The sequence below is a fragment of the Candidimonas sp. SYP-B2681 genome (assembly GCF_003971065.1).
Lineage (GTDB): Bacteria > Pseudomonadota > Gammaproteobacteria > Burkholderiales > Burkholderiaceae_B > Pollutimonas.
In genome coordinates this window covers 187,584-209,893 of the sequence record NZ_RYDV01000002.1, presented here as the reverse complement: position 1 = coordinate 209,893, position 22,310 = coordinate 187,584, and the positions used below count along the sequence as shown (strand labels likewise).

26 protein-coding genes are annotated in these 22,310 nt (G+C 57.1%); 9 read left to right on the top strand and 17 right to left on the bottom strand.

Features of this window, described 5'->3' with window-relative positions; translation table 11 throughout:
• Window positions 1-148: 148 nt before the first annotated feature.
• Complete coding sequence (locus EKL30_RS05620) at window positions 149-1,090, top strand: aldo/keto reductase (protein ID WP_199748491.1); 942 nt, start codon at window positions 149-151, stop codon at window positions 1,088-1,090.
• Between the two features lie 7 nt (window positions 1,091-1,097).
• Here the strand turns inward: EKL30_RS05620 and EKL30_RS05615 are convergent, their stop codons facing one another.
• The 6 genes from EKL30_RS05615 to EKL30_RS05590 form a co-directional block, all read right to left on the bottom strand.
• A complete protein-coding gene (locus EKL30_RS05615; protein ID WP_126706219.1) occupies window positions 1,098-1,727 on the bottom strand; it encodes a DUF4286 family protein in 630 nt (209 codons plus the stop codon).
• 146 nt (window positions 1,728-1,873) lie between these two features.
• Window positions 1,874-2,836 (bottom strand): tripartite tricarboxylate transporter substrate binding protein, encoded by a 963-nt coding sequence (locus tag EKL30_RS05610; RefSeq protein WP_233582845.1) that lies wholly within the window; start codon window positions 2,834-2,836, stop codon window positions 1,874-1,876.
• A 95-nt stretch (window positions 2,837-2,931) separates the two neighbouring features.
• Window positions 2,932-3,819 carry an amidohydrolase gene (locus EKL30_RS05605; protein ID WP_126706218.1) on the bottom strand — a complete coding sequence of 296 codons (888 nt, stop codon included), beginning with the start codon at window positions 3,817-3,819 and terminating at the stop codon, window positions 2,932-2,934.
• Window positions 3,820-3,832: 13 nt separating this feature from the next.
• Window positions 3,833-4,360, bottom strand: a complete 528-nt coding sequence (locus EKL30_RS05600) for a carboxymuconolactone decarboxylase family protein (RefSeq protein WP_126706217.1) — start codon at window positions 4,358-4,360, stop codon at window positions 3,833-3,835.
• Entirely contained in the window at window positions 4,360-5,325 is a 966-nt protein-coding gene (locus EKL30_RS05595) for a tripartite tricarboxylate transporter substrate binding protein (protein ID WP_233582843.1), read from the bottom strand. Before EKL30_RS05595 ends, EKL30_RS05600 begins: the two co-directional genes overlap by 1 nt.
• Window positions 5,326-5,367: 42 nt before the next feature.
• A complete protein-coding gene (locus EKL30_RS05590; RefSeq protein ID WP_126706216.1) occupies window positions 5,368-6,165 on the bottom strand; it encodes an SDR family NAD(P)-dependent oxidoreductase in 798 nt (265 codons plus the stop codon).
• Window positions 6,166-6,281: 116 nt separating this feature from the next.
• On the opposite strand from EKL30_RS05590, the gene EKL30_RS05585 reads away from it, so the two are divergent.
• Complete coding sequence (locus EKL30_RS05585) at window positions 6,282-7,163, top strand: LysR family transcriptional regulator (protein ID WP_126706215.1); 882 nt, start codon at window positions 6,282-6,284, stop codon at window positions 7,161-7,163.
• Between the two features lie 171 nt (window positions 7,164-7,334).
• Here the strand turns inward: EKL30_RS05585 and EKL30_RS05580 are convergent, their stop codons facing one another.
• A complete protein-coding gene (locus tag EKL30_RS05580) occupies window positions 7,335-8,228 on the bottom strand; it encodes an MBL fold metallo-hydrolase (protein WP_126706214.1) in 894 nt (297 codons plus the stop codon).
• Between the two features lie 171 nt (window positions 8,229-8,399).
• Between EKL30_RS05580 and EKL30_RS05575 the strand changes: the two genes are divergently transcribed.
• On the top strand, window positions 8,400-9,374 hold the full coding sequence (locus EKL30_RS05575) for a GlxA family transcriptional regulator (protein ID WP_126706213.1): 975 nt from the start codon (window positions 8,400-8,402) through the stop codon (window positions 9,372-9,374).
• A 356-nt stretch (window positions 9,375-9,730) separates the two neighbouring features.
• Window positions 9,731-10,087 (top strand): NADH-quinone oxidoreductase subunit J, encoded by a 357-nt coding sequence (locus EKL30_RS05570; protein WP_126706212.1) that lies wholly within the window; start codon window positions 9,731-9,733, stop codon window positions 10,085-10,087.
• A 199-nt stretch (window positions 10,088-10,286) separates the two neighbouring features.
• On the opposite strand, the gene msrA is transcribed toward EKL30_RS05570, so the two are convergent.
• From msrA to EKL30_RS05545, 5 genes are all read right to left on the bottom strand, one after another.
• A complete protein-coding gene (gene msrA, locus EKL30_RS05565) occupies window positions 10,287-11,006 on the bottom strand; it encodes a peptide-methionine (S)-S-oxide reductase MsrA (protein ID WP_126706211.1) in 720 nt (239 codons plus the stop codon).
• A 62-nt stretch (window positions 11,007-11,068) separates the two neighbouring features.
• Window positions 11,069-11,578 carry a peptide-methionine (R)-S-oxide reductase MsrB gene (msrB, locus tag EKL30_RS05560; RefSeq protein WP_126706210.1) on the bottom strand — a complete coding sequence of 170 codons (510 nt, stop codon included), beginning with the start codon at window positions 11,576-11,578 and terminating at the stop codon, window positions 11,069-11,071.
• 17 nt (window positions 11,579-11,595) lie between these two features.
• Window positions 11,596-11,946 (bottom strand): pentapeptide MXKDX repeat protein, encoded by a 351-nt coding sequence (locus EKL30_RS05555; RefSeq protein WP_126706209.1) that lies wholly within the window; start codon window positions 11,944-11,946, stop codon window positions 11,596-11,598.
• A gap of 79 nt (window positions 11,947-12,025) precedes the next feature.
• A complete protein-coding gene (locus EKL30_RS05550) occupies window positions 12,026-12,817 on the bottom strand; it encodes a molybdopterin-dependent oxidoreductase (protein ID WP_126706208.1) in 792 nt (263 codons plus the stop codon).
• Window positions 12,818-12,826: 9 nt separating this feature from the next.
• Window positions 12,827-13,462, bottom strand: coding sequence for a cytochrome b/b6 domain-containing protein (locus EKL30_RS05545; RefSeq protein WP_126706207.1), 636 nt, complete (start codon window positions 13,460-13,462; stop codon window positions 12,827-12,829).
• A gap of 144 nt (window positions 13,463-13,606) precedes the next feature.
• On the opposite strand from EKL30_RS05545, the gene EKL30_RS05540 reads away from it, so the two are divergent.
• The 3 genes from EKL30_RS05540 (at window position 13,607) to EKL30_RS19320 (ending at window position 16,105) form a co-directional block, all read left to right on the top strand.
• Window positions 13,607-14,332, top strand: coding sequence for a response regulator transcription factor (locus tag EKL30_RS05540; protein WP_126706206.1), 726 nt, complete (start codon window positions 13,607-13,609; stop codon window positions 14,330-14,332).
• Window positions 14,329-15,792, top strand: a complete 1,464-nt coding sequence (locus tag EKL30_RS05535; protein ID WP_233582841.1) for a HAMP domain-containing sensor histidine kinase — start codon at window positions 14,329-14,331, stop codon at window positions 15,790-15,792. The genes EKL30_RS05540 and EKL30_RS05535 overlap by 4 nt, the downstream gene beginning before the upstream one ends.
• A 70-nt stretch (window positions 15,793-15,862) precedes the next feature.
• On the top strand, window positions 15,863-16,105 hold the full coding sequence (locus EKL30_RS19320; protein WP_370246235.1) for a YciI family protein: 243 nt from the start codon (window positions 15,863-15,865) through the stop codon (window positions 16,103-16,105).
• A 420-nt stretch (window positions 16,106-16,525) separates the two neighbouring features.
• Here EKL30_RS19320 and EKL30_RS05525 read toward each other — a convergent pair whose 3' ends face one another.
• Genes EKL30_RS05525 through EKL30_RS05515 form a run of 3 tightly spaced genes read right to left on the bottom strand, consistent with a single transcriptional unit; the run spans window position 16,526 to window position 18,918 of the window.
• Window positions 16,526-17,632: a muconate/chloromuconate family cycloisomerase gene (locus EKL30_RS05525; protein WP_126706204.1), complete on the bottom strand. Its 1,107-nt coding sequence runs from the start codon at window positions 17,630-17,632 to the stop codon at window positions 16,526-16,528.
• Entirely contained in the window at window positions 17,629-17,937 is a 309-nt protein-coding gene (locus EKL30_RS05520) for a YciI family protein (RefSeq protein WP_126706203.1), read from the bottom strand. The genes EKL30_RS05525 and EKL30_RS05520 overlap by 4 nt, the downstream gene beginning before the upstream one ends.
• Window positions 17,938-17,949: 12 nt before the next feature.
• Window positions 17,950-18,918, bottom strand: coding sequence for a tripartite tricarboxylate transporter substrate binding protein (locus EKL30_RS05515; protein ID WP_126706202.1), 969 nt, complete (start codon window positions 18,916-18,918; stop codon window positions 17,950-17,952).
• A 120-nt stretch (window positions 18,919-19,038) separates the two neighbouring features.
• Here EKL30_RS05515 and EKL30_RS05510 point away from each other — a divergent pair, with 120 nt between their 5' ends.
• Window positions 19,039-19,935, top strand: coding sequence for a LysR substrate-binding domain-containing protein (locus EKL30_RS05510; protein ID WP_126706201.1), 897 nt, complete (start codon window positions 19,039-19,041; stop codon window positions 19,933-19,935).
• A 63-nt stretch (window positions 19,936-19,998) separates the two neighbouring features.
• On the top strand, window positions 19,999-20,775 hold the full coding sequence (gene pcaD, locus EKL30_RS05505) for a 3-oxoadipate enol-lactonase (protein ID WP_126706200.1): 777 nt from the start codon (window positions 19,999-20,001) through the stop codon (window positions 20,773-20,775).
• A 143-nt stretch (window positions 20,776-20,918) separates the two neighbouring features.
• Here the strand turns inward: pcaD and EKL30_RS05500 are convergent, their stop codons facing one another.
• The gene (locus tag EKL30_RS05500; RefSeq protein ID WP_126706199.1) at window positions 20,919-21,617 is read right to left on the bottom strand and encodes a 7-cyano-7-deazaguanine/7-aminomethyl-7-deazaguanine transporter; all 699 of its coding nucleotides are present in this window, start codon (window positions 21,615-21,617) and stop codon (window positions 20,919-20,921) included.
• 78 nt (window positions 21,618-21,695) lie between these two features.
• Window positions 21,696-22,301, bottom strand: coding sequence for a hypothetical protein (locus EKL30_RS05495; RefSeq protein ID WP_126706538.1), 606 nt, complete (start codon window positions 22,299-22,301; stop codon window positions 21,696-21,698).
• Window positions 22,302-22,310: the final 9 nt, after the last annotated feature.

Below are 22,310 nucleotides of genomic sequence, written 5' to 3'. Positions count from 1 at the left end.
GCATAGAGTGAAATCGCCTGATGCATTCAAGCGCTGAGAAAGCTCCCGCGCTATCATTGCTCCATAATCCAGCAGCGAACGACCAGCGCAACGCAACGGGCACACCGCGAGTGGTATGGTAACTCCCAACCTTTATAGGAAGATAACTATGCAAAAACGTACCCTTGGTCAGTCAGGTGTCGAAATCGCTCCGATCGTGTTCGGCGGCAACGTGTTCGGATGGACAGCGGATGAAGCCCGATCATTTGAACTGCTGGACCGGTTCGTCGAACAGGGTTTTAACGCAGTCGACACGGCCGATGTCTACTCAGCATGGGTCCCTGAAAATACAGGCGGTGAGTCTGAAAACGTGATCGGACGCTGGCTGGCCAAGCGCAAGCGACGTGACGATATCGTGTTGATGACCAAGGTCGGGATGCTGCAATCTCGCAAGGGGCTCTCGGCGCAGAATATCGACGCAGCGCTGAATGACTCGCTAAAGCGGCTGCAAACCGATTATGTCGATGTGTACTTCGCACATATTGACGACAAGGACGTTGCCCTGGACGAAACGCTTGAGGCCCTCCATCGGGCGGTCAAAGCAGGCAAAGTGCGCACTATGGGCGCGTCGAATTATGATCCCGACCGTATTCGCCAGGCGCTGCAGGTTTCCAGCGACAAGAATCTGCCGCGATATGAGGTGATGCAGCCAGAGTACAACTTATACGACCGTCATGATTTCGAAAGCGGAACTGGACAAGTCGCACTGGAAAACGGTCTTGGGGTCGTGACCTATTTCTCCCTGGCGAGCGGCTTTTTGACCGGCAAATACGAATCCAAGGCCGATGCAGCCAGGGCCGCCCGCGCAGGTATGCTGGAAAAATACTTCGACGAGCGCGGCATGCGCATCCTGAAAGCGCTACGGGATGTCGCGAAGGAACACAACGCCACGCAAGCCCAAGTCGCTTTGGCCTGGCTGATTGCCAAGCCGGCCGTTACTGCGGCGATCGCGAGTGCAACAAAGCTGGAACAACTTGAAGATATTATGGGCGCTGCGTCCCTGAAGCTGTCGGCGGAAGCCATGTCGACGCTTGAGAACGCTAGCCGCTGAGCATGCTTTAGGGCTTCTGACCGTAGCTCAGACGTGACTGAATTTTAAACATGGTTCGCTTCGTATTGATGAAGTTAGGCCGCACACGACTGCTCCATTCCGTTGCCCTAACCTTCAACCACGGCTCCGAACCAAAGGTTTCCCGGTTTTCCAGCAGGTACAGGGCGTGGTAGCGTGGTGAACCTGTCGCATTGCGAAGCCGCATGGCCCGCACCGTGCCGGGTACGGCTGCCAATCCAGGAAGGTGTTCCTGAACATACCAAGCGTTGAAGTCGCGTTCCGCTCCAGACAAAACATCGGTCTCGACAACGTAGTGCCAGCCCGCCGCCCGCGTAGCTGACGCGCCGTCGATGACTTGTGTGACCTCGAGAATAGCGGCCTGAGCTCCGGGGTAAAGGGAGCTAGCTGCGTGCTGTAAGCCCGAGAGCTCGTTATTCGAGCCTAAGGCGAGTTTCGCGTACGGTGCCGTTGCCGACAGATATAAGTAGGTCTCCGGCGCGTCGACGCTGTGGCATAGATGCAGGTGCTCGGTGACCGCAGCAGCCCCATGGCCTTCGCCCGACGGAACGGCGCTTCCCAGCAACGCTAGCCCATCTTCGTGGGATAGCAGAACACCGGGTAGTTTGAGGATGATCACCTTGTCGCCTTCCCCTGAGCCATCAAGGCCAGACCTACAATACGCCGGCCGGTCCGGCTGCTTACTAGGCTGCTTACTATTAACCATACTTCCGTCCTGTTCAGTGCGCGCGCCGCTACAGGCATTCCGGCGGCCCGCACCCCCACTCACTCGTGCACCGTGATTTTTTCTGATTTGATCAGGCTAGCCCATTTTTCGCTGTCGTCGGACACCATTTTCGCGAACGCTTCAGGAGTGGTCGAGAACGACTCCACTCCCGTACTCTTCACATATTCCTGCACTTTGGGCGTTTGCATGGCCTTATTGAACGCTTCGTTCAGGCGGCTAACCGTTTCTGCTGGCGTGCCAGCCGGTGCAAAAACGCCATACCAGTTGATGGCGATCACATCAGGGTAGCCCAGTTCCTTGAATGTAGGCACCGCCGGCAGGGCCGGAGAGCGCTCTTGCGAAGCCACCCCGACCGGTGTGAGTCGACCGTCTTTCAAGAATTGCAGCAATCCCGAAATATCGCCAAAGAAGCCGTCAACCTGCCCCCCGATCGAGTCGTTGATCGCGGGGGCCGCTCCGCTATAGGGCACGTGCAACACATCGACTCCGGTAGTGCGCGTGAGCTGGGCAATGGCCATGTGCGGCATGCTGCCTATTCCCGAGGAAGCAAGGGTCACTCCGTTGCCCGATTTCGCCCGTACTTTCAGATCATCAAACGACTTCATGCCCGTCTTTGCCGAAAGCGCGAGCACCTCCGGCGTCGCAACCAGCATGGTCACTGGGACGAAATCCGCCGGCTTATAAGTCAACTTGTGATAAAGAGCCGGATTTACGGCGATGGCCCCCGTGGAGCTCAGAAATACCGCCTTGCCGTCCGGTTTGGCACGGGCGACCTCGTTGGCTGCCAAGGCGCCATTGGCGCCCGGCTTGTTCTCGACAATAACGTTACCGCCCAGTATCGGGCCGACTTCATTGGCCACGACGCGCGCCAGCGTATCAGCCGGCCCGCCCGGAGGAAAGGCGATGATGATGCGCGTCGTTCCGCTTTGTGCCATTGACGTGGCTCCCGCCGCGGCGAGGATAAGGCCGGTCAGGCCATGGATAAGTATTTTCTTTGACACGGACTGTCTCCAATTCAAGTTGACCCGTCGAACGGGCAATTGGTCTTTTAATCAGGCCTACAATGGCCGGCCTGTCTGCGCCACGCTCAGGTCGCTTACGCGGCCTCAAATCGGTAAAGCATCTGCGGATTTCGGACGAGCAGTTTTTGCAATGCCTCTTCATTGGGTGCGATACGCTCAAGCGCGTTCACCAGCGCGCCGTCATCAGGGATGTGCGTATGGTTCGGATGCGGCCAGTCCGTACCCCAGAGAACCCGATCCGGAAACCGCTCCACCAGCGCTCGTGCCAGCACTTCACCGTGGCGGTACCGCTCTTCAGGGGCTGCATCGGCGTCCACCCGGTCGATCCCGCTTACCTTAACGAAGAATTGGTCATCGTCCAGCAGGCGCATCAGTGCCTGAAAATCGACGTGTCCGGTTCCCAGCCTGGCGTCCACCCTACCCATATGATCGATGACGACAGGAACCGCACTTCGCCTAAGCGCCAGCCCAAGCTCATGCACCAGACTGCTTTCAAAATGCACTTGCAAATGCATACCGTGCTGGGCGAGACGCGGAGTCAGCGCAACGATAGAGTCGATATCGGCGCCGGCAAGGTGCTTCATAAAGTTGAAGCGCACACCTCTGAAACCGGCGCTTGCCAGTCGGGACAATTCCGCATCGGACACATCCGGGGCGACGAGCGCGATACCCAGGTACCGCCCCTGGCCGTGTTTGATGGCGTCTTCAGTTGCGCTGTTGTCGTAGCCGTGCGTAGCTGACTGCACGACTACGCAGCGTTCGATGCCGAGTCGCTTATGCAAGGCATAAAGCGCTTCCTTAGGCGCGTCCTTGGGGGTGACCTTCAGCCCTTGAGCATAAGGAAACCGGGGCCGCGGCCCGAAGACATGAACATGGCTGTCGCACGCTAAGGCCGGTAGACGAAACGTCGGCGTAGAGGGCTCGTTTAAAAAGGTCTGCACTTCTGTACTGGCTGCATTCATGGTCCGGGCCTCGTCAATGGGAAATATTGAGCGCAACAAGAAAGCGGGAAACCATGTTGTAGGCGGCGACGGTCGCTACTAATTCAACCGTTTCCTTTACGCCGTATACCTCACGTACCTTTTTCATTAATGCCTCCGGTACAGCGACATCACGCGTCATGCGGTCGGTGAGCTCGATCACCAGTCGCTCTTCATCGGTGTAGCCATGCTCCGGCTGCGCCTCGCGCAGTCCATAAATCTTGGCGTCGCTGAGGCCGGCTTTCACGGCGTGCGGAATATGCGCGTCGAACTCAAACTCGGCCTTGTTGAGCACCGCGACACGCAGAATCACCATTTCCCGAATGGCCGGGTCGATGGCGGTTTGATTTCGCACGGCCGTCAGCATGGCCTCCCACCCTTGAGCAATGGGTTTGCTGTTGAGCAACACCTGATACAACAGCGAAATACGGCCCCTTTCCGAGAGGATTTTCGCTTCAATATCGGCCAGCTCGGGGGCCGTTCCCGGCACCACAAGGGGTACTCGAATGTGATCTGTACTCATTATTCAGGCTTGATGTTGTTGGCTTTGATCAAGGCACCCCATTTCTCGGTGTCGGCGTCCAGCATTCGCTTCAATTCCACTTCGGTTGAAGCCTGCGGTTGGGTTCCAGCCCGTACGAGACGATCCTTCACGGCGTCGTTCTCCATCGTCTTACGCACCGCCGCATTCAGCCTCGCAACGACGTTATCCGGCGTCTGCGCGGGAACGAAAAGGCCGTACCAGTTGTTAGAATCCACCGCTGCGATGCCTTGCTCTTCAAACGTCGGAACGTCTGGCAGCGCCGGGTGACGTTGGGCAGCGGCTATACCCACGGCGCGCAGGCGGCCCGCCTCGATCTGTGGCAAGACAGCCGCGACGTCGGCAAAAACTCCTGATACCTGTCCGCCCACCACATCGGTAATGGCCTGCGCCATGCCGCGATACGGCACATGCAGGAAGTCGACCCCTGTCGACTGCTTCAACTGCAACATGGCCAGGTGCGGAATTCCGCCTACACCCGATGAGGCGATGGCTGGAGGCGTGCGCTCTTTACGCGATTGTTCGACAAATTCCGCGGCGTTGCGGGCGGGAAGATTGGCGTTTACCACGAACACTTCAACGTTGTTCGCGATGAGCGACACGGGGCGGAAATCCCTTTGTGTGTTGTAGGGAATCGTCTCAAATAGTGATGGATTGATGGCCGCCGTACCGACGCTGGAGATCCAGATCGTGCTGCCGTCAGCGGGTGAACGCAGCACGTCCTGGGCACCGAGGAAACCGCTGGCACCGGGCTTGTTGTCAACGATCACAGGACGATTCAATTCCTTGCCCAGCTGCTCCGCCACAATCCGGGCAACCATGTCCACCGGCCCTCCGGCACTGAAAGACACGACAATGCGGGCGGGGGCTTGGCTCTTTTGTGCCAGCACGGGTGTGGTCATGAGCATTGATGCAGCCAATGCGCACAGGAAGGTTCTTTTCTTCACTCTGGTCTCCGTAGTAATCAGATTAAAATCATGGGGTTGTAACTAATCGCAGCGCGCGGTCATGCCGCCGTCGACCACGATCTCGGTTCCGGTGATAAAGCGGGCGTCATCGCTTGCCAGGAATAATGCGGCGCCGGCCGTGTCCCGACCATCACCCATAAACCCTAGCGGTATGCGCTTGATCCTCGATGCGAGCAAAGCGTCCACATCCCCACCGGTACGCTGCTTGGCCAAACGAACCTCCACCATAGGGGTATGAAGCTGTCCTGGAACGACGGAGTTGACCCGCACACCATCGCCGGCGTGCTGTACCGCCACGACCCGCGAAAGGTGAATAACGCCTGCTTTTGTGGCGGCATAGGCAACCTGCGCGCTTCCCGTCCAGCGCAGGCCCGAGGTCGAGGATACGTTGACGATTGCTCCCGTTTTGCGCTCCACCATATGAGGCAGGACGTGCTTGCAAGTGAGGAACACGCTTTTTAAGTTCAGATCCACTTGGCTATCCCAGACCTCTTCATCCAGTTCGATGGGGCCCCCGGCAGCGGAGCCGCCCACGTTGTTGATGAGGATGTCCGGGGGACCAAAGGCGTCGACGCAGGCCTCGACCATTGCAGCCACGCTGGAGGCGCTGGTGACATCACACTGGAACGTTCGTATGGCGCCCGCGGCGTCGCCGGCTCTCTCCAGCGTCTCTTCTAGACGCGCCTCATCGCGGTCAACGGCGAACACCATGGCGCCCTCTTCTGCCAGGCGCACCGCCATGGCGCGACCATTGCCCCAGCCTTCCCCGACACAACCGGCTCCGGTGACAATCGCCACCCGTGATTCGAATCTGCGCATTAGCAACTCCCTCCATTTCATTATCCGGGCTATCGAACCCAGCCATAGAGCAAGTGTGCCAAAGGCGCGGTAAAAGGTAAACTCAATACCTCCTATATCACCTATGCCTTTATTCTATGGATCTAAAGCAGCTCGAATATTTCGCCCGCGTCGTAGAGGAAGGCAGTTTTAGCAAGGCTGCAGCGGCGCTCAACCTGTCGCAGCCCAGTGTTAGTCGCCAAATTAATCTGCTGGAACAGGAACTGGGGCAGAAGCTTTTTGAGAGAACAGGACGGGGCGTGCTGCCGACTGCTGCAGGAACTACCCTGCTAGGGCACGCGCGGACCATGCTGAATAGCGCCGCACAGGCGACTTTCGAGCTCAAGGAGTTGCGCGACGAACCTACGGGAACCATCATCGTCGGCATGCCCAACCGGCTGGCGGTTGTCTTTGCCGTTCCGCTGATCCTCGCGTTCAGGAAGGCGCTTCCGTTCGCAAAGATTTCGATTGTTGAGGGCTTGAGCCCTTATCTGCGCGACAACCTGATTGAAGGCAGTGCGGACGTTGCCCTGCTATTTGTGCCTAAGCCCACGCCGCTGCTTTCCTACGAGCGTCTCCATCAGGACACTCTCGTGCTCGTGGCGCCCCGACATGTGAACCTGCCTCCGACGCTGAAGTACCAGTCATTGCCGGAATACGAGCTGGTGCTGCCTTCCACCTCGAAACCTATACGCAATCTGGTAGACGAAGCGCTGGCGGCGAATGGAGGGAAGCTGAATATCGTTGCGGAAGTCGGCGCGGTACAAACAGCGCTACGGGTCGTGGAAAGCGGGGTAGCTTGCTCGATCATCCCAAAAAGCGCCCTGACGCTAAAGGCCCCTGACAGCGGCATACAAGTCGCGGAACTGACTGACCCGACGGTTTCGAATGACTTGTTTCTCGCCTTACCGAAGTCCCGTCCGATCAGCCGCTTGACGCTCGAGACTTGCCGGATCATTCGAGCCCTGCCATTTTCATAACGGACCGCTCTGTACGCTCTTGAAGCCGATGAGCGTTTAGAGAGAATAGCAATAGGTTCTAACAGAACGCTGCACAATCATTCCCTAACGTCAGATTCCACGTAGGCCTGGAGTTCGCCCTCATGTTACATGTTAGAGGCTCCTGTGATTTTCAGGCAGCCTCTAACATGATTAGAATTCGACCGTAGCGCCGTCTTCCGGAACTTCGACGCGATCCTGTATGCCCTTTTCTTGCACATATTCCCTCAGTTCTTTACGGCTTTGAAACATGTGATTGATGGCATCCATGTGCGTGGCGACGATTGTCGCGCCGGGGGCCGCTTGAGAGGCGCGCAGCACGTCTTCCTTACCCATGATGATGGAGCCTTCAAAGCCGCTCATGACCGCATATCCTGCATTGATTACAATGACTTGCGGATCGTACTGAGCCAGTGCCCGATCGACTTCATCGCGCCAGATGGTATCGCCGACAAGATACAGCGTCTTGTGGCCAGGCGCCTCGAATACGACGCCCATAGCAGGGCCAAGCGCTTTGGCCACGTCGGGCGAGGCAAACATTTCATCGGTTCCGTGTTGTCCGCCAGTCTTGCGAAGCGTTACGCCACCGAACCCGGCCTTATCGGACAGGACCCGAACATCGGTAAAACCCTGTTCGCGAATCATTGTCGCATCGGCTTGGTTCTGTGCGAAAAGCGGGATGTCTTTGGGCAGGAGTTTCTGCGCGGCATCATCCCAGTGATCAAGATGGGTGTGGGTGACGATGACTGCGTCGACGCCAGCCATGACATCCTTTTCGGAAATGGGAAGGTCGACGAGGGGGTTGCGCAAGCTGCTGCGGTATGTACCCTCAAACCCAGGGTAGCTGCCTTTCTTCGACAGCATCGGGTCGATCAGGAACGTGGTGTCAGCATAGGTAATTTTTACTGTGGCATTGCGAATCTGCTGCAGCCGTACCTTTTCGGTGATGGACTGCGGGGCGGCGACAGCTCGCGTTTGGGCCAATGCGACGCCGGCGGTGAGGCTCAGGGCCAGAGCAAGAGTACTGGCGAGGGTTTTCATATACATGCGGCTACTCCAATGTGTCGCTAACTAAAGAAGGGCTCCATTGTGAGTTCAGTGCGCCGGACGGAACAGTGGCCTGAATGACAATAAAAGATAGAAACGGGCCATTATTGTCCCGAACCGTCACGTAGATTAAAATTGGGCCAACTTTCCACTCTGTTCGCCCGTTACCCTATGTCTCCCATTCGAGTCGCTGTCTTCGCCTTTGAGGGCGTAAGTCTGTTTAATCTGTCTGTTCCAGGCGTTGTCCTGGGCACTGATAACGGCCCCGACCGCGCTCAATACAATTTGCGGTATTTCGCCCAAGCGCCTGGTCAAATTCGCAGCGACCAGGGCGTCTCGATCGAGATTGCCAATGGTTTGGAAGCCATGGACGGGGCCGATATCATTATCATTCCCGGCTGGAGCCATCCTGAAGTACCCGCCCCAACCGAACTCACCGAAGCACTGTGGCGGGCTCATGAAAAAGACACATTGATCGTGGGCTTATGCCTAGGCGCGTTCGTGTTGGGCGATGCGGGCTTGCTCGTTGGAAGGGAGGCCACAACCCATTGGGTAGCGCGCGAGGTGTTCGCTCGGCGCTTTCCGCAAACCCTGTTCCGGCCTGATGTACTGTATGTGGCCGCTGACAACATCATCACATCAGCCGGAACGGTCGCCGCCATTGACTGCTGCCTGCATTTGCTTCGCGAGCGTCACGGTTTCGAGGCGGCGAATCATATCGCCCGGTTGCTGGTGACACCACCACATCGGCCGGGCGGCCAAGCTCAATACATCGAGCGGCCCGTGCCTAAGCTGGTTAACGACAATCGCTTGCCCGGCGTGCTGGAATGGGCGCGTGAAAATCTGGCGGAGCCTCTGTCGCTCGACACTCTCGCCGACGTGGCGAAGATGAGCCGGCGTACCTTCACTCGGCGCTTTCGCGAAGCAACCGGCACCACCGTCACCAAGTGGCTGAATACCGAGCGTGTCGCCAGGGCCCAGCAGTTGTTGGAAGCCACCGACATGCCAATCGAATGCATCACCTCGGAGGCCGGTTTTGGTACGACCTTGGCGCTGCGCCAGCAGTTTGCCGCCCAACTGGGCACGTCGCCATCGAATTATCGACGCAACTTCTGCAAAACGTTGGGTTCGGTCGCGCAGCAGTAAGTCTTCCGTCCCGAAGCCGCTGAACTACACCGGCGCTGTCCAGGCAGTCAAGATCAGGGGCGTGCGCCACGGCGCGGTGCCATCGGCAGTACTAGCTCCAGCGGAATTATGGCGACATCGGCGTCGCACGCGGGCACCGGGCGGTAAAGAAAACACACTCTTGAATTTCCCTATCCATGTGAGTACTCCATGGAAAAGGCTTGCTTTGAAATACTGATAGCAGGCGTGCTGATTGCTGGAATACCGACCGCAGCAGCCCTGTGTGCCCTTTTCATCGAGCGGATGGTGGTCAGTCTAGTTTGAGCGCCGTGCCACAGGATTAATTGCAAGCAACTCTAGCAAGGGTCAAACGCGTGATGCCAGAACCCAAAAATACCAATACCCCTGAAACGCCGGCCGTGGAACGGGACAAGAAGCCCCTCCCACTGGGATATCGGCAAGGGATTATCACCGCCATCACGGTCTTGCTCGGCTTCTCGCTTAGTTTTCTCAGGTTCTGGGCACTTGAAGCACCAGGAGAATGGTCATCCCGGTCCATCATTCCAGCGATCACCTTGTTCGTCGCGATCGTGTTCCAGATCATCGCGCTATATCGGTCCTTGCGTCTGATCGATGATGAAGAATCTGAATACCGACAAACAGTCTTATGGTTTGTGGCGTCAGCGGTAATGCTTCTGGTGGGTGTGGCTTCGGCGGCGTGGGAAATCGCATAGAGGCGAGTAGCCGCCCCCTATGCGCATCGACGAAGAGGCCATTGTTAATCTCAAGGCCGCACGCTTCCGCCAAGGCGGTATTAGGTTGTAAACCGATGCCCACTACGATCGGAGCGAACGCTTGACTGTTTTTATGAGTCGGTGCGCTCAGCATGCCGCCGTCTGGTTCGTTTATGGCCGTCGCGACTTGGTCTGACAGTTACCTATTTACCAGCACCGGCTTGTCTCGATAACGCTCGCCAAACTCCTTGGCCAGGTTAGCTATCTTGGGCATATCGTTGAAGACGATATACAAGCTGTCTGGATGCTGTACCAGATAGTCCTGGTGATACGCTTCGGCCGGATAGAAGTTTTTCTGGTCTTCAATCGTGGTGACTATTGGCTTGCTGTATACGCCGGACTTGCCTAGTTGCGCAATATAAGCCTGTGCAATCTTATGCTGCTGGCTGTTCGTGGCAAAAATCGTTGAGCGATACTGGGCGCCCGTGTCGGGCCCTTGCCGGTTCTTTTGTGTGGGGTCGTGCGCGACCGAGAAATAGATTTGCAGCAACTGACCGTAGGTAATTTGCGATGGGTCATAGGTCACTTGCACGGCTTCGGCGTGGCCAGTGTCGCCCACGCTGACAGCGTCATAGTGCGCGGTATCAGCTTTGCCGCCGGCATAGCCGGATAAGGCCTGGCTTACCCCTTTCACATGCTGAAATACTCCTTGCACGCCCCAGAAGCAGCCGCCGGCGAAGACTGCGGTTTCTTGGTGAGATGGCGAGGCCGGTTCGTCCATGGCCGGGGGCGCGATGATGAAAGGCCGCTCAGCGGCATGCGCTGGGCGGACACCATAAAACAGCGCGGCGACGGCGAACAGGATGGCCGCGCCGATGCGTGCGGACGTAACGCGGTTTATATGTATATGCCTGGTCATGATGGGGTATCCTGAAAACGAGTGCTTTGGAGCGTGTCGGAAGGGCGATATGCAGGCCGCAGTTACGTTGTAGCAAGACGAAAATTCATGGCGATGCCATTCATGCAATAGCGCAGTCCGGTCGGCTTGGGGCCGTCGTCGAAGACATGGCCCAGATGTCCGCCGCAACGGCTGCAGTGCACTGCAATGCGCATCATCCCAAAGCTGCTGTCGCGCGTTTCACCCACGGCGTGCTCCAGCGGTTGATAGAAACTGGGCCATCCAGTGCCGCTCTCGAACTTGGTGTCCGAGGCGTACAGATCCTGCTGGCAGCCCGCACACGTGAACGTCCCCTTGCGATGCTCGTCGTTGAGGGGGCTGGAATAGGGGCGTTCGGTGCCGGCCTGGCGAAGCACCTGGTATTGCGCAGGGGACAGCAGCTGGCGCCATTCGGCGTCAGTGTGGGTAACCGGGAACGGGGTTTTTGCCGTCTGCGCCATTGCTAGCCCATGCGTGCGGCCCAGCGTGCTCAATAGCCCGGCCAAGGCGGCAGCGCCGCCCGCGCCCAGAAATAGCCTGCGTGTGTATGCCATGATGTACTCCTGGTTTGCTACTTCATGCCATTATCCGATGTGGAATCCTTGTCCATTTGATCGTGTTTCATGCCGCTTTTGGACATGCCACTCTTAGACATGCCGTCGTGCTTCATACCCTCCTTGGACATGCCACTATCCTTGGACATACCGCCCTTAGACATACCGCTATCCTTAGACATACCGCTATCCTTGGACATACCGCTATCCTTGGACATGCCGCCATGTTTCATGCTGTCTTTCGACATAGAGCTGTTGCTCATGTTGTCTTTACTCGTGTTGTCCTTGCCCATGGTGTCCGCGGCGAATGCGCTGCTCACGCCCAGGGACAAGCACATGGCGAGTACGGTAGTAGTAAGTTTCTTCATGGTTAACTCCTAGCTCCGGTTATGGTGAAAACGGGCAATATATGTTTATGTTGCACAAGAAAAAAAGAATGGCGTGCTATCAACTTCCGCCGAACCAGTTGTAGCCCTGGTCCTCCCAATAGCCTCCGGGATACGTGTTGGTGACGAAAATAGCCTGGATATGCTTGGGGTTCTTGTAGCCCAGCTTGGTCGGCATACGCAGCTTCATGGGAAATCCATATTCGCGTGGTAATGTTTTACCGTCATAGGTCAAGGCCAGCAATGTCTGCGGATGCAGCGCGGTAGGCATGTCTATACTGGTGTAGTAGTCGTCCGCACATTTGAAACCCACGTACTTGGCAGAGACATCAGCACCGACCTGCTTCAGAAAATCGGAAAATCGCACACCTCCCCAACGGCCGATGGCGCTCCAGCCTTCAACGCAAATATGCCGCGTAATCTGCTCGGTTTGCGCCATGGCGCGTAAATCGTCCAACCGCCAGCGGTGGGTGTCAGCGACGAACCCTGTCACCTCCAGGCGGTACTCTGTTTCATCTACGGCGGGGGCATCTTCCATGCCGTAAAAAGCATTAAATGGAAATGGACGAGTGATCATCGATGCGGGGTAGGTCGGAGCCAGAGCGTTCGGATCGAAAATCCAGCCTTGCACGCGGTCATTCCAGCGTGAGATTGCCGAAAGGGCTGTTTCCACATTTTCATCATCGCTTAGTGTGCAGCCAGACAACATGGCCACTCCGCCCAACGTCAGTGTATGCATAAGGAATGCGCGGCGCGATGGTTGTTCGACGCGGGGGGCAAGCAACTTACGCGCTTCCTTTAAAATAGATGCGGCATCCAGGCCGGGGCGGACAACAGGTTTTTGTATACGCATGGCGATTCCTTAGCGGCCGCGGATCATGGTGCGCAAGGTGCGCGGGACCAGAGCCACCATGACCAGGTGTACGCCCACGAACCCCACCAGCAACGACATGGCCACAAAATGTACGCGGCGTGCGGTTTCATACCCTCCCAATAGCTCGCGTAGCAAGCCGAACTGCACCGACTTCCAAAGAACCAGACCGGAAATCACAAGTACGCAGATGTCCAGTATGACGAACAGATACGCCGCACGCTGCACCTGGTTGTAGCGGCGCAGGTCATCGTGGGCGAGCTTGCCGCGCAGGGCAGCCATGGCGTCATGCAGCACCCCTCGAGGGGATACCGGAAAAAAACGGTGAAACAGCCGGCCACTGGCAATATTCAGAAAAAGGTAGAGCACGCCGTTTGCCGCCAGCAGCCACATGCCGGCGAAATGCCATTGCAGGGCTCCAGCCAACCATCCTCCCAGCGTAATCCCGTCAGGAAATGTGAAATCGAAGATGGGCGATGCGTTATAAATCCGCCAACCGCTGGAGGCCATCACAACCACGGCTAGAGCATTGAGCCAGTGCGTCACGCGCAGCCAGCCCGGATGGATGGCGCCGTTTTCCTGGTTGGCGTGCATCGCCAAACGGGGAGGATGTAAGGCAGCAGGCATGTTGTACTCCTGGGCATTGCCATTGACGGGAATTCATTGTTGCCCGCTCGTCATATCGAAGTCCTCACGCAAACTTAAAATAAATGTGATAAATCAGACCTTGGTAAGGGACGATAATAGGAAGTATGTTTTTGGAGGCCGCCTATGGACCGAGTCAAACGCGTTTTGATCGTGGAAGACGACGTCCACATTGCCGAATTACTGCTCATGCACCTGCGCGACGAGGGTTATGCGGTGGAACATGCGGCCGACGGCACAGTTGGTTTGCATATGCTCGATCAGGGAAACTGGGACGCGCTGGTGCTGGACTTGATGCTGCCCGGCGTGGATGGCCTGGAAATCTGCAAGCGGGCTCGCGCCATGGCCCGCTACACGCCCATCATCATTACCAGCGCACGCTCTAGTGAAGTGCACCGTATCCTGGGCCTGGAACTGGGCGCCGACGACTACCTGGCCAAGCCATTTTCCATGCTGGAACTGGTGGCACGCGTCAGGGCTTTACTTCGGCGAACAGATGCCATGGCGCGCAACGCACGCATGGATGCCGGTCTGCTGGTGCGCCATGGAGTGTCTATCGATCCATTGGCACGCTCAGCCATGCTGGACGGCAAGCTTCTGGACCTAACGCCACGGGAATTCGACCTACTGTATTTCTTTGCGCGCAACCCCGACCAAGTGTTCTCTCGGCTGGGCTTGCTCAACGAAGTTTGGGGCTACCAGCATGACGGCTATGAACATACCGTCAATACCCATATAAACCGACTGCGCAACAAGATTGAACTGAATCCGGCCGAGCCAAGCCGCATACTCACGGTTTGGGGGCGCGGCTATAAATTTGCCACCGGGCCTGACGAGGAGAACCCGTCGTGAAACGACTGACGCTTACCCAGCGCTTGTCTGCGGTATTCGCTGCGTTGCTATTGGCTTGCAGCGGCGTATCGATGTGGTTGCAAATCGATGCCAGTACACACCACGAGCAGGAAGTCATACAGCGGCTTTCCAGCGGATTAGCCGCGCATATCGCCGACACGGCCAATCTGATGGGCGCAAACGACTGGCGACCCGACTCCGTGAGGGATCTCTTTGACAAGCTTATGGCGGTTAATCCCTCGGTCGAGCTTTACTTGTTGTCCAGCGACGGACACATTGTGGCCAACGCTGCGCCGCAAGGCCATCTGAAACGGAATAGTGTGGATCTGGGACCGGTGCGCCAATTGCTAGCGGGCGCGCCATTGCCAGTACTCGGCGATGACCCGCGCAACACCTTGGCACGCAAGGTTTTCAGCGCCGCACCCGTGCAGATAAATGGCAAAGATGCGGGCTATGTGTATGTGGTTTTGCAGGGCGAGGCCCATGATGCACTGGCCGCCGACCTGGCTGCCAATTCGGTCTTGAGTACGACGTTATTGGCCACGGGCGTTGTCGCCTTGCTGGGTCTGATCATGGGGCTGGTCGCGTTCCGATTGATCACGCGTCCGTTACGCGCCCTCACGCAATCGGTCCGTGGCTTCGACGGAAATGGCAAGCTGGCGGCATCGTTGAAGACGGAGGCGACCCACGATGTCCGCGGCGACGAAATAACGGTCCTGCGCGACGCCTTCGCGCAGATGAAGCAGCGCATTGCCGAGCAGTGGCACGAACTGGCACGACAGGACCAGCAGCGTCGCGACCTCGTCGCGAACATTTCCCATGATTTACGTACGCCCTTGACCTCCTTGCACGGTTACCTGGAGACCTTGCGTATCAAAGACGAAAGTTTGAGCGCCGCAGATCGCCGTCGATACCTGGATATCGCACTAGGACAAAGCAGCAAGGTGGGGCGGCTTGCGCAGGAACTTTTCGAGCTGGCGCGCCTGGAATCAGGCTCAGTTCAGCCCGAGCTGGAACCCTTTGCCTTGCCTGATCTCGTGCAAGACGTACTGCAGAAGTTTGAACTAGCCGCCGAAGCGCGCCGCCAACGCTTGACCGTCGACATCCCGCAGGCCGTTCCGGCCGTGCGCGCCGACCTGGGCATGATAGAGCGCGTACTGACCAATTTGCTGGACAACGCAATACGCCATAACCCTCCGGGCACGCAAATCACGGTTAAATTGCTGGGTGGGCCGGGGGCCGTGCAGGTCGAAGTCAGCGACACCGGCCTGGGCATCTCGGCAGAATTGCGCGAAGGCCTGTTTACACATGCCTCGGTGTTACGACGAACAGCGCATGAAAGCGGCGGCCTAGGATTAATCATCGTACAGCGGATGTTGCAACTGCACGGCAGCGAAATCAAAGTAATTGATGGAGAAAAGCCCGGAGCGGTGTTTCGATTTATGCTGGCAACAGCATAGCGCCTGTGTAGGCCAACGTACGATCGGATCTTTTCTTTGTGTACCCCATACGCCACGTAGGCCCTTCACAATTAAACCAAAGCACGGCAGGAGAAAAAAACACAACAAAAAGCTTTTGCTCGCGTGCGGCGCCAAACTAAACGACGATGGCACTGACGCGGGAGGCGGAGTGTATCTTGTCGATGTCGACACGCGTGAAGAGGCCCAGGCATTGATAGACGCCGATCCGTTTCACAAGGACGGGGATTTATTCGAGCGCGTAACGATTACTCGGTGGCGCAAAGCCTATCTTGACGGTCAGTGTTACATCTAGCACGGATACCGCGATTGATCGGTTAGTTGGCTTGGTTTAGGGCTGGATCACCTTCCAGCCCTATCCCGAGTGCATTCGATGGAGAACATGTCGGATCCCGATGCCTGCCGACTCGAACTATTAACGGTACCTGTGCATCGGCGACCTCATCAAACCGCACAGCGTGCGAACTGTCTCCAAAGTGGGCGGCGGACGCTTATAAGCTGCTCCCAACGCAAGATTGAAAGGCGGTAGCCATCGAAACCATCGTGCTGGCATCCTTCCACTACGGGGAATACTTATTCAAGACGCCCGAACCCAGCTATGACGTCGCGTTGGACCTGTTCAGAAAAACCAGACAGAGCGCAATGCAAAAGACCACAAAGACGACAGCTCTTTTGCCGGTCCTTGTGGCCTCTTAAGTTTGGCGCTGACTTTGGACTATTTTCGGGTATAGAACCGTAGCTTGTCTTCGTCCAGCTGCGTACCAAAGCCCGGCGCATCGGGTACAACCATCTCGTAGTCGCGGAACGTAATAACTTCGCTCGCGATATCATCCGTCAGCAAATGCGGACCAAAAAGCTGCGCCCCTAGCGTCAGATTGGGCATCGTCGAAAAAATCTGGGCATAGGCCGAGGTACCTATTTGCCCTTCGATCATGGTTCCACCAAACAGCTTGATGCCGGCGGCCTGCGCGATGCCGGCCACCTCTTTGGTGCGCACCATGCCGCCATGCTTGGTGACCTTGACCGAGAATGCATCAGCTGCGCGTTTGCTTGCAATCAGCAAAGCTTCCTCCGGCGTACTGATGCCCTCATCGGCCATAATGGGTACCGCGAACCGCTCAGTCAGGCGGCGCATTCCTTCGTGATCGTGCCGCGGCAAGGGTTGCTCGATGACGTCGATACCGCCCGCCTCGAGCTGCGCGATGCCCCAGGTCGCCATTGCCTCATCCCAGCCTTGGTTGATGTCGACCCGCACACTTGCCTGGTCGCCAAGCGCGTTTTTTACCGCAAGCGCCCGCTTAACGTTTTCCTTTGGATCGCCACTGCCGATCTTGACCAGGAACAAACGGTACTGCTTGGCATCGAGCTTGCGCTGTGCTTCCTCGACGTCTTTTTCGATAACGCCATTACCGAGCACCCACAAGAGGGGAATTGTGTCGTGCACTTTACCGCCAAAGAGTTGATGCGCCGGCACACCCAGCACGCGGGCTGTCGCGTCCACGCACGCCATCTCGATGCCGGCTTTCGCATAGGCGTTGCCTTTGATGATTTGATCCATGCGCTGCACGATCCGACCAAATTCGCGCGCATCGTAGCCCTTCAGATAAGGCGTTAAGCACTCATCAATGAGAGACTTGATGGCGCCCGGCGCCTCTTCCCCGTAATGGGGGATGATTGCAATTTCGCCCAGGCCCTCAACCCCGCTTTCCGTGCGAATTCTTACGATCACCTGACTGTGCGCGTTAATAGTGGCCATGGACAGCTTGTGAGGCCGCGCCACCGGCAAGTCAATAATGAATGTCTCAATCGAGGCGATCTTCATGACGCCACCTGCAAAAAGCTCTTGCCGTCGACATAGGCCTTACGCCAGCGGGTGATGCGCACCTCGGCGAAAAGGTCGCCCTGATAGAAGGGGTCAGCCTCGATGAAGGCGCGCGCCTCTTGCTCGTTCTCGGCCGTGATGATGTACACGCCGCCGCCCTGGTCTTTACCATCCTCATGTAGCTTCGCGCCACACGCAAGCAGGCGGTGGGCATTGTTCTGCAAAAAGTCCAGATGGGCGGGGCGCAGCTCCTGGCGTCGCGCCTGGTGGCTGGGTTTATCAAAGGTTTCGATGAAATACGTCATGATCTTTCCAACTTAATCAATGGTGCCAGCAAGGTTGGTAATACGCAGCAATGTCCTGTGGCTCTCCAATTGCTCTTTAACCAAGTCGCTCAAGGCTTCGGGGGTGGAAGGCGTCAGCATAAAGTCCTGAGCCGTCATGAATTCCTTCACTTTTGGGTCCTCCATTGCCTTAGTAAACGCCTCGTTCACCTTAGCCACGACGTCGGCTGGCATGCCTGCCGGTCCGAACAGCCCCAACCAAGGCGCAATCGGAAAGTTCTCGATGCCGGCTTCTGCCATCGTCGGCACGTCGGGGGCGTTCAGGCTACGCTTGGGCAGCACGGTGGCGTGGACCTTGAATTTGCCGGTCTGGACATGCGGCATGCCGGTACCCGAAGTGGCAACCATGGCGTCGATATGACCGCCCAACATATCGGTGATGCCCGGCGGCTCGCCTTTATAAGGCACATTCAGTATTTCGAGCTTGTTTGCGTTCGCGACGTGAGCAAACGACAGCAACCCCGTGATGTTTCCCGAGCCATAGGTCAAGGTGCCTGGATTCTTCTTGGCGTAATCGACGAATTCCTGGAGGTTGTTACCCGGTGTTTCGGCACGGGTATACAAGAAGAACGAATAGCGACCGATGTCTGTGATGGGCGTAAAGTCGTTGACCGGGTCGTATGGCGCTTTCTTGCGAATCACCGGCACGCCGGACATAGGGCTGTTCGTGGCAATAAATAGGGTATAGCCATCGGGTGCCGAACGTTGTGCCTCTTGTGCCGCAATGGAGCCGTCAGCCCCCGGCTTGTTATGAATCACAATCGGCTGACCCAACACCTCACCCGCCCCTTGAGCCAGCGTTCGCGCAATGACGTCTGTAGAAGAGCCTGCGGGGAAGTGAACCAGCAGCTTAATGGGTTTGTCGGGATAGGCCGCCAAGGCGGTTGCGGAGAAAGCCAGCGCGGCACTTAGGACTGCGGTGCGTCGAATAAACTTTTTCATTACAGGTCTCCTGCTTGTATGGATTTAAAACCATTATAGGGACCCATACCACATGCGTATAATGATTTAGAAAGCTCAAACCGTTCGTTATTATCGATTGGTTGAAAATGAAGGAGACCCATGGAACTACGACAGTTACGCTACTTTCTCGAGGTGGCACGCCAGGAGCACGTTACGCGCGCGGCCAAAGACCTACATATCACCCAGTCCACACTATCGCACCAACTACGACAGCTGGAAGAGGAACTGGGCACGCCCCTCTTTGACCGGGTCGGCCGCCAAATCCAGCTCACGCAAGCCGGCCGCATGTTTGTGGGTTTCGCGTCGCGCGCCCTGCGCGATCTTGAAGATGGCCGCCTAGCCCTTCAGTCGCTAAGCGGCCTTCAGCGGGGTGAGCTGCGCGTTGGCGTCATCACGACCTACACCAACTCCTTGTTGCCGCAAGCCATACTGGATTTCACCAATAAATATCCCGGCATACGCCTTCAGATCGAAGATTTGCCCGCCACTCAGATTGCACAACGCGTGCTTGAGGGCTCCCTGGACCTAGGCCTGGCTTTCACGATGTCCGAGACGCCCGGCCTCAAAACCGAACCACTGTTCTCTGAACGCCTTATCTTATTGGTGAGCAAGGATCATCCGCTCGCTGATCACAAGTCCGTGCACGGACGCAATTTGTCTACCCTTAAAATTGCCTTGCAGTCCAAGCAATACGCCTCCCGCCAGCTCATCGATCGGCACTTAAGGCGCTACTTTGAAGACGGTGTATGCATGGAGCTCGATTCGATCGAGACCATGCAGCTGATGGTGGCCAAGAGCGATCTGGCCTGCATTCTGTTTGAGGGCGCCGTGTTGCCGCTACCGAACCTTCGCGCCATTCCTATTTCCACACCCGAGGTTGTGCGCACCGCAGCCCTGGTCTGGTCGCGCGAGCGATTTCACTTGGCCGCCGCCAAGGAGTTCGCGGTCGAAATCAAGAAAAGCGTGGCGCAGCGCCGGCAGCCCGCCATGACCTGAAGATGCGATCGGCTTCAGGTACCATTAAAAAGCACTCTTAATTTTTTTGGAAACATCAAGCATATGGAATACGTATTAAGTGGCGGTGTGCGCATCGCGTGGCGCAGCGACGGCGATGCCGGCAAACCTGCCTTGTTTTTATGTAACTCGATCGGCACCGACCACACCGTCTGGGATGTCATCCTGCCACAGCTCACCCAGAATTTCCGACTGATCCGCATGGATACGCGCGGCCACGGCCAGTCCGATGCCCCTCGTGCCGACTACACATTGGATCAGTTGGCCGGGGACATTGAGGCCGTAGCAACCGCTGCGGATTTGAAGCAATTTGACCTATGCGGCGTGTCGCTGGGCGCAATGATGGCCATGGCCTATGCCGTTAACCAACCTCAACGCTTGCGGCGCCTAGTGCTTTGCAACACTTCTACGAATATGGACCCACAAGCCTGGCAGCAACGCATGGACACCGTGCGCGCACAAGGCTTGGCCGCTATCGCTGACATGGCTATGTCGCGCTTTTTCACACCCGAATACGTAGAGCAGAATGATGCGACCTTGCAAGAGGTGCGTAATCGATTTCTTAAGTTGTCGCCTGAGGGATATACCGGATGCTGCGCAGCCATCCGCGATATGGCACTGACTGAGCAGTTGCCTCGTATACAAGTCCCCACGCTAGTATTGACTGGCGCACGTGATGTCTCAACGCCCCATGCCGCAGGGCAAGCCATTGCCGAGCGCATCCGTGGCGCCCAGCTTCGCCAGCTGCCAGCCGCCCATATTGCAGCGAATGAAGTGCCGGACTTGTTTTGCGAGGCGTTGGTCGACTTCTTGATCGACTGACCGCACGACCGGACGCGGAGGCAGTTGTGCCCTGCCTTCGTTGACACACCCGAGCCAGTACAACTCCAAACTGGCTTACAGTCCGGCCACCGCTTCTGCAACTCGACAACCGACGATGGGCTCCGCCAAGTGGCTGGACCCGCTTACCCACGGCTGCGCATATGTTGCGGGGAGAGTCCCACGGCCGCCAACGCCTCGCGGCGTTTCATACTACGTACAATCGCATTCAGCGCTACGCCGTACATGGGAACGAACAGCAACAGGCTGACGGCCAGCTTGATAACATAATCCACCAAGGCAATTTCGCCCCAGTTGGCGGCCATGAAAGGATTGCTGCTGCGCCAGAAGGCGATGCTAAAGAAGGCGGCGGTATCGAGCGCCTGCCCGAATACCGACGCTGCCGCCGGGGCAATCCACCATTGCGCGTAATTGCGACGCATGCGGTCGAATACCTGCACGTCGAGCAACTGGCCCAGCACATAAGCGGCGAAGCTGGCAAAAGCGATGCGGAACACAAATGCGTTGAGCTCGCCGAGCGCGCCCAAGCCGTTGAAACGGCCTTCATGAAAGAGCACCGACACAATATAAGAAACAATCAGCGCCGGAATCATGGCCCGCGCAATCACCCTGCGCGCCTCGGTCTTGCCGATCAGCCGCACCGTCAGATCGGTGGCCAGGAAAATCAAGGGAAAGCTGAACGCGCCCCAGGTGCTATGAAACCCGAAAAGATCAATGGGCAACTGCACCAGATAATTGCTGGCGATGATGATGAGGACGTGAAACGCCACCAACAGCGCAAGATAGAACTGCACCCGCGACTGCGGGACGGATACGGGCGTCATAGAGAACCTTTTTAATGGATGGGGTTAGGGAACCCATGGAAAGCAAGCCGGAATTATACGCGATGCTCACCGCTCACCTTAGCCGCCCAACCATTTCAAGTAAGCCGGACGGGTGACATCAGAGACCGAATCCAATACTTTCTGATAGTCGACCTTGTGGCGCAGCATGAGCCGGGCGTCGGCAACGCCGCGTGATTTGCAGTACCAGTGGCAACTGTGCTGGAACAAATACAGTTCGGCCAACAGACAGAAAGCGCGGTCTTTGGGTTCCAAGTTCTTTTCGTTGTCGACCACATGACGCAGGCCATCGGCATGAATCTGCAGCAGTCTGCGTAAGTCGCGTGTCAGCGCAGGCCGAAAGCGTTCTATATGCGGCACGCAAGCGCGCAGCACGCCCATGCCGGCGGCCTGTTCCCCTTCCTTTTGCATGGAATCCGCCAGGGTGCGCACTTGCGCGGCAACGGCGTGTTCGGTCTGCGCAAAGGTTTCCAGCACCTGCAGCTGCCGCGATTCGGTGTCTGCGCTGATGGCCCGGGTATACCCCTGAGTGAGCGTTTCCATGTGGCGCTCAAGCTGCAAGCCGGACAGATGGCTGCCCAGCAAAGCGATACGCCCGCGCTGGTACTGCACGCACAAAATCCGCCATATGACGGCGACCACGAAAACGCTCAATACGATATCCATTACTTGCCT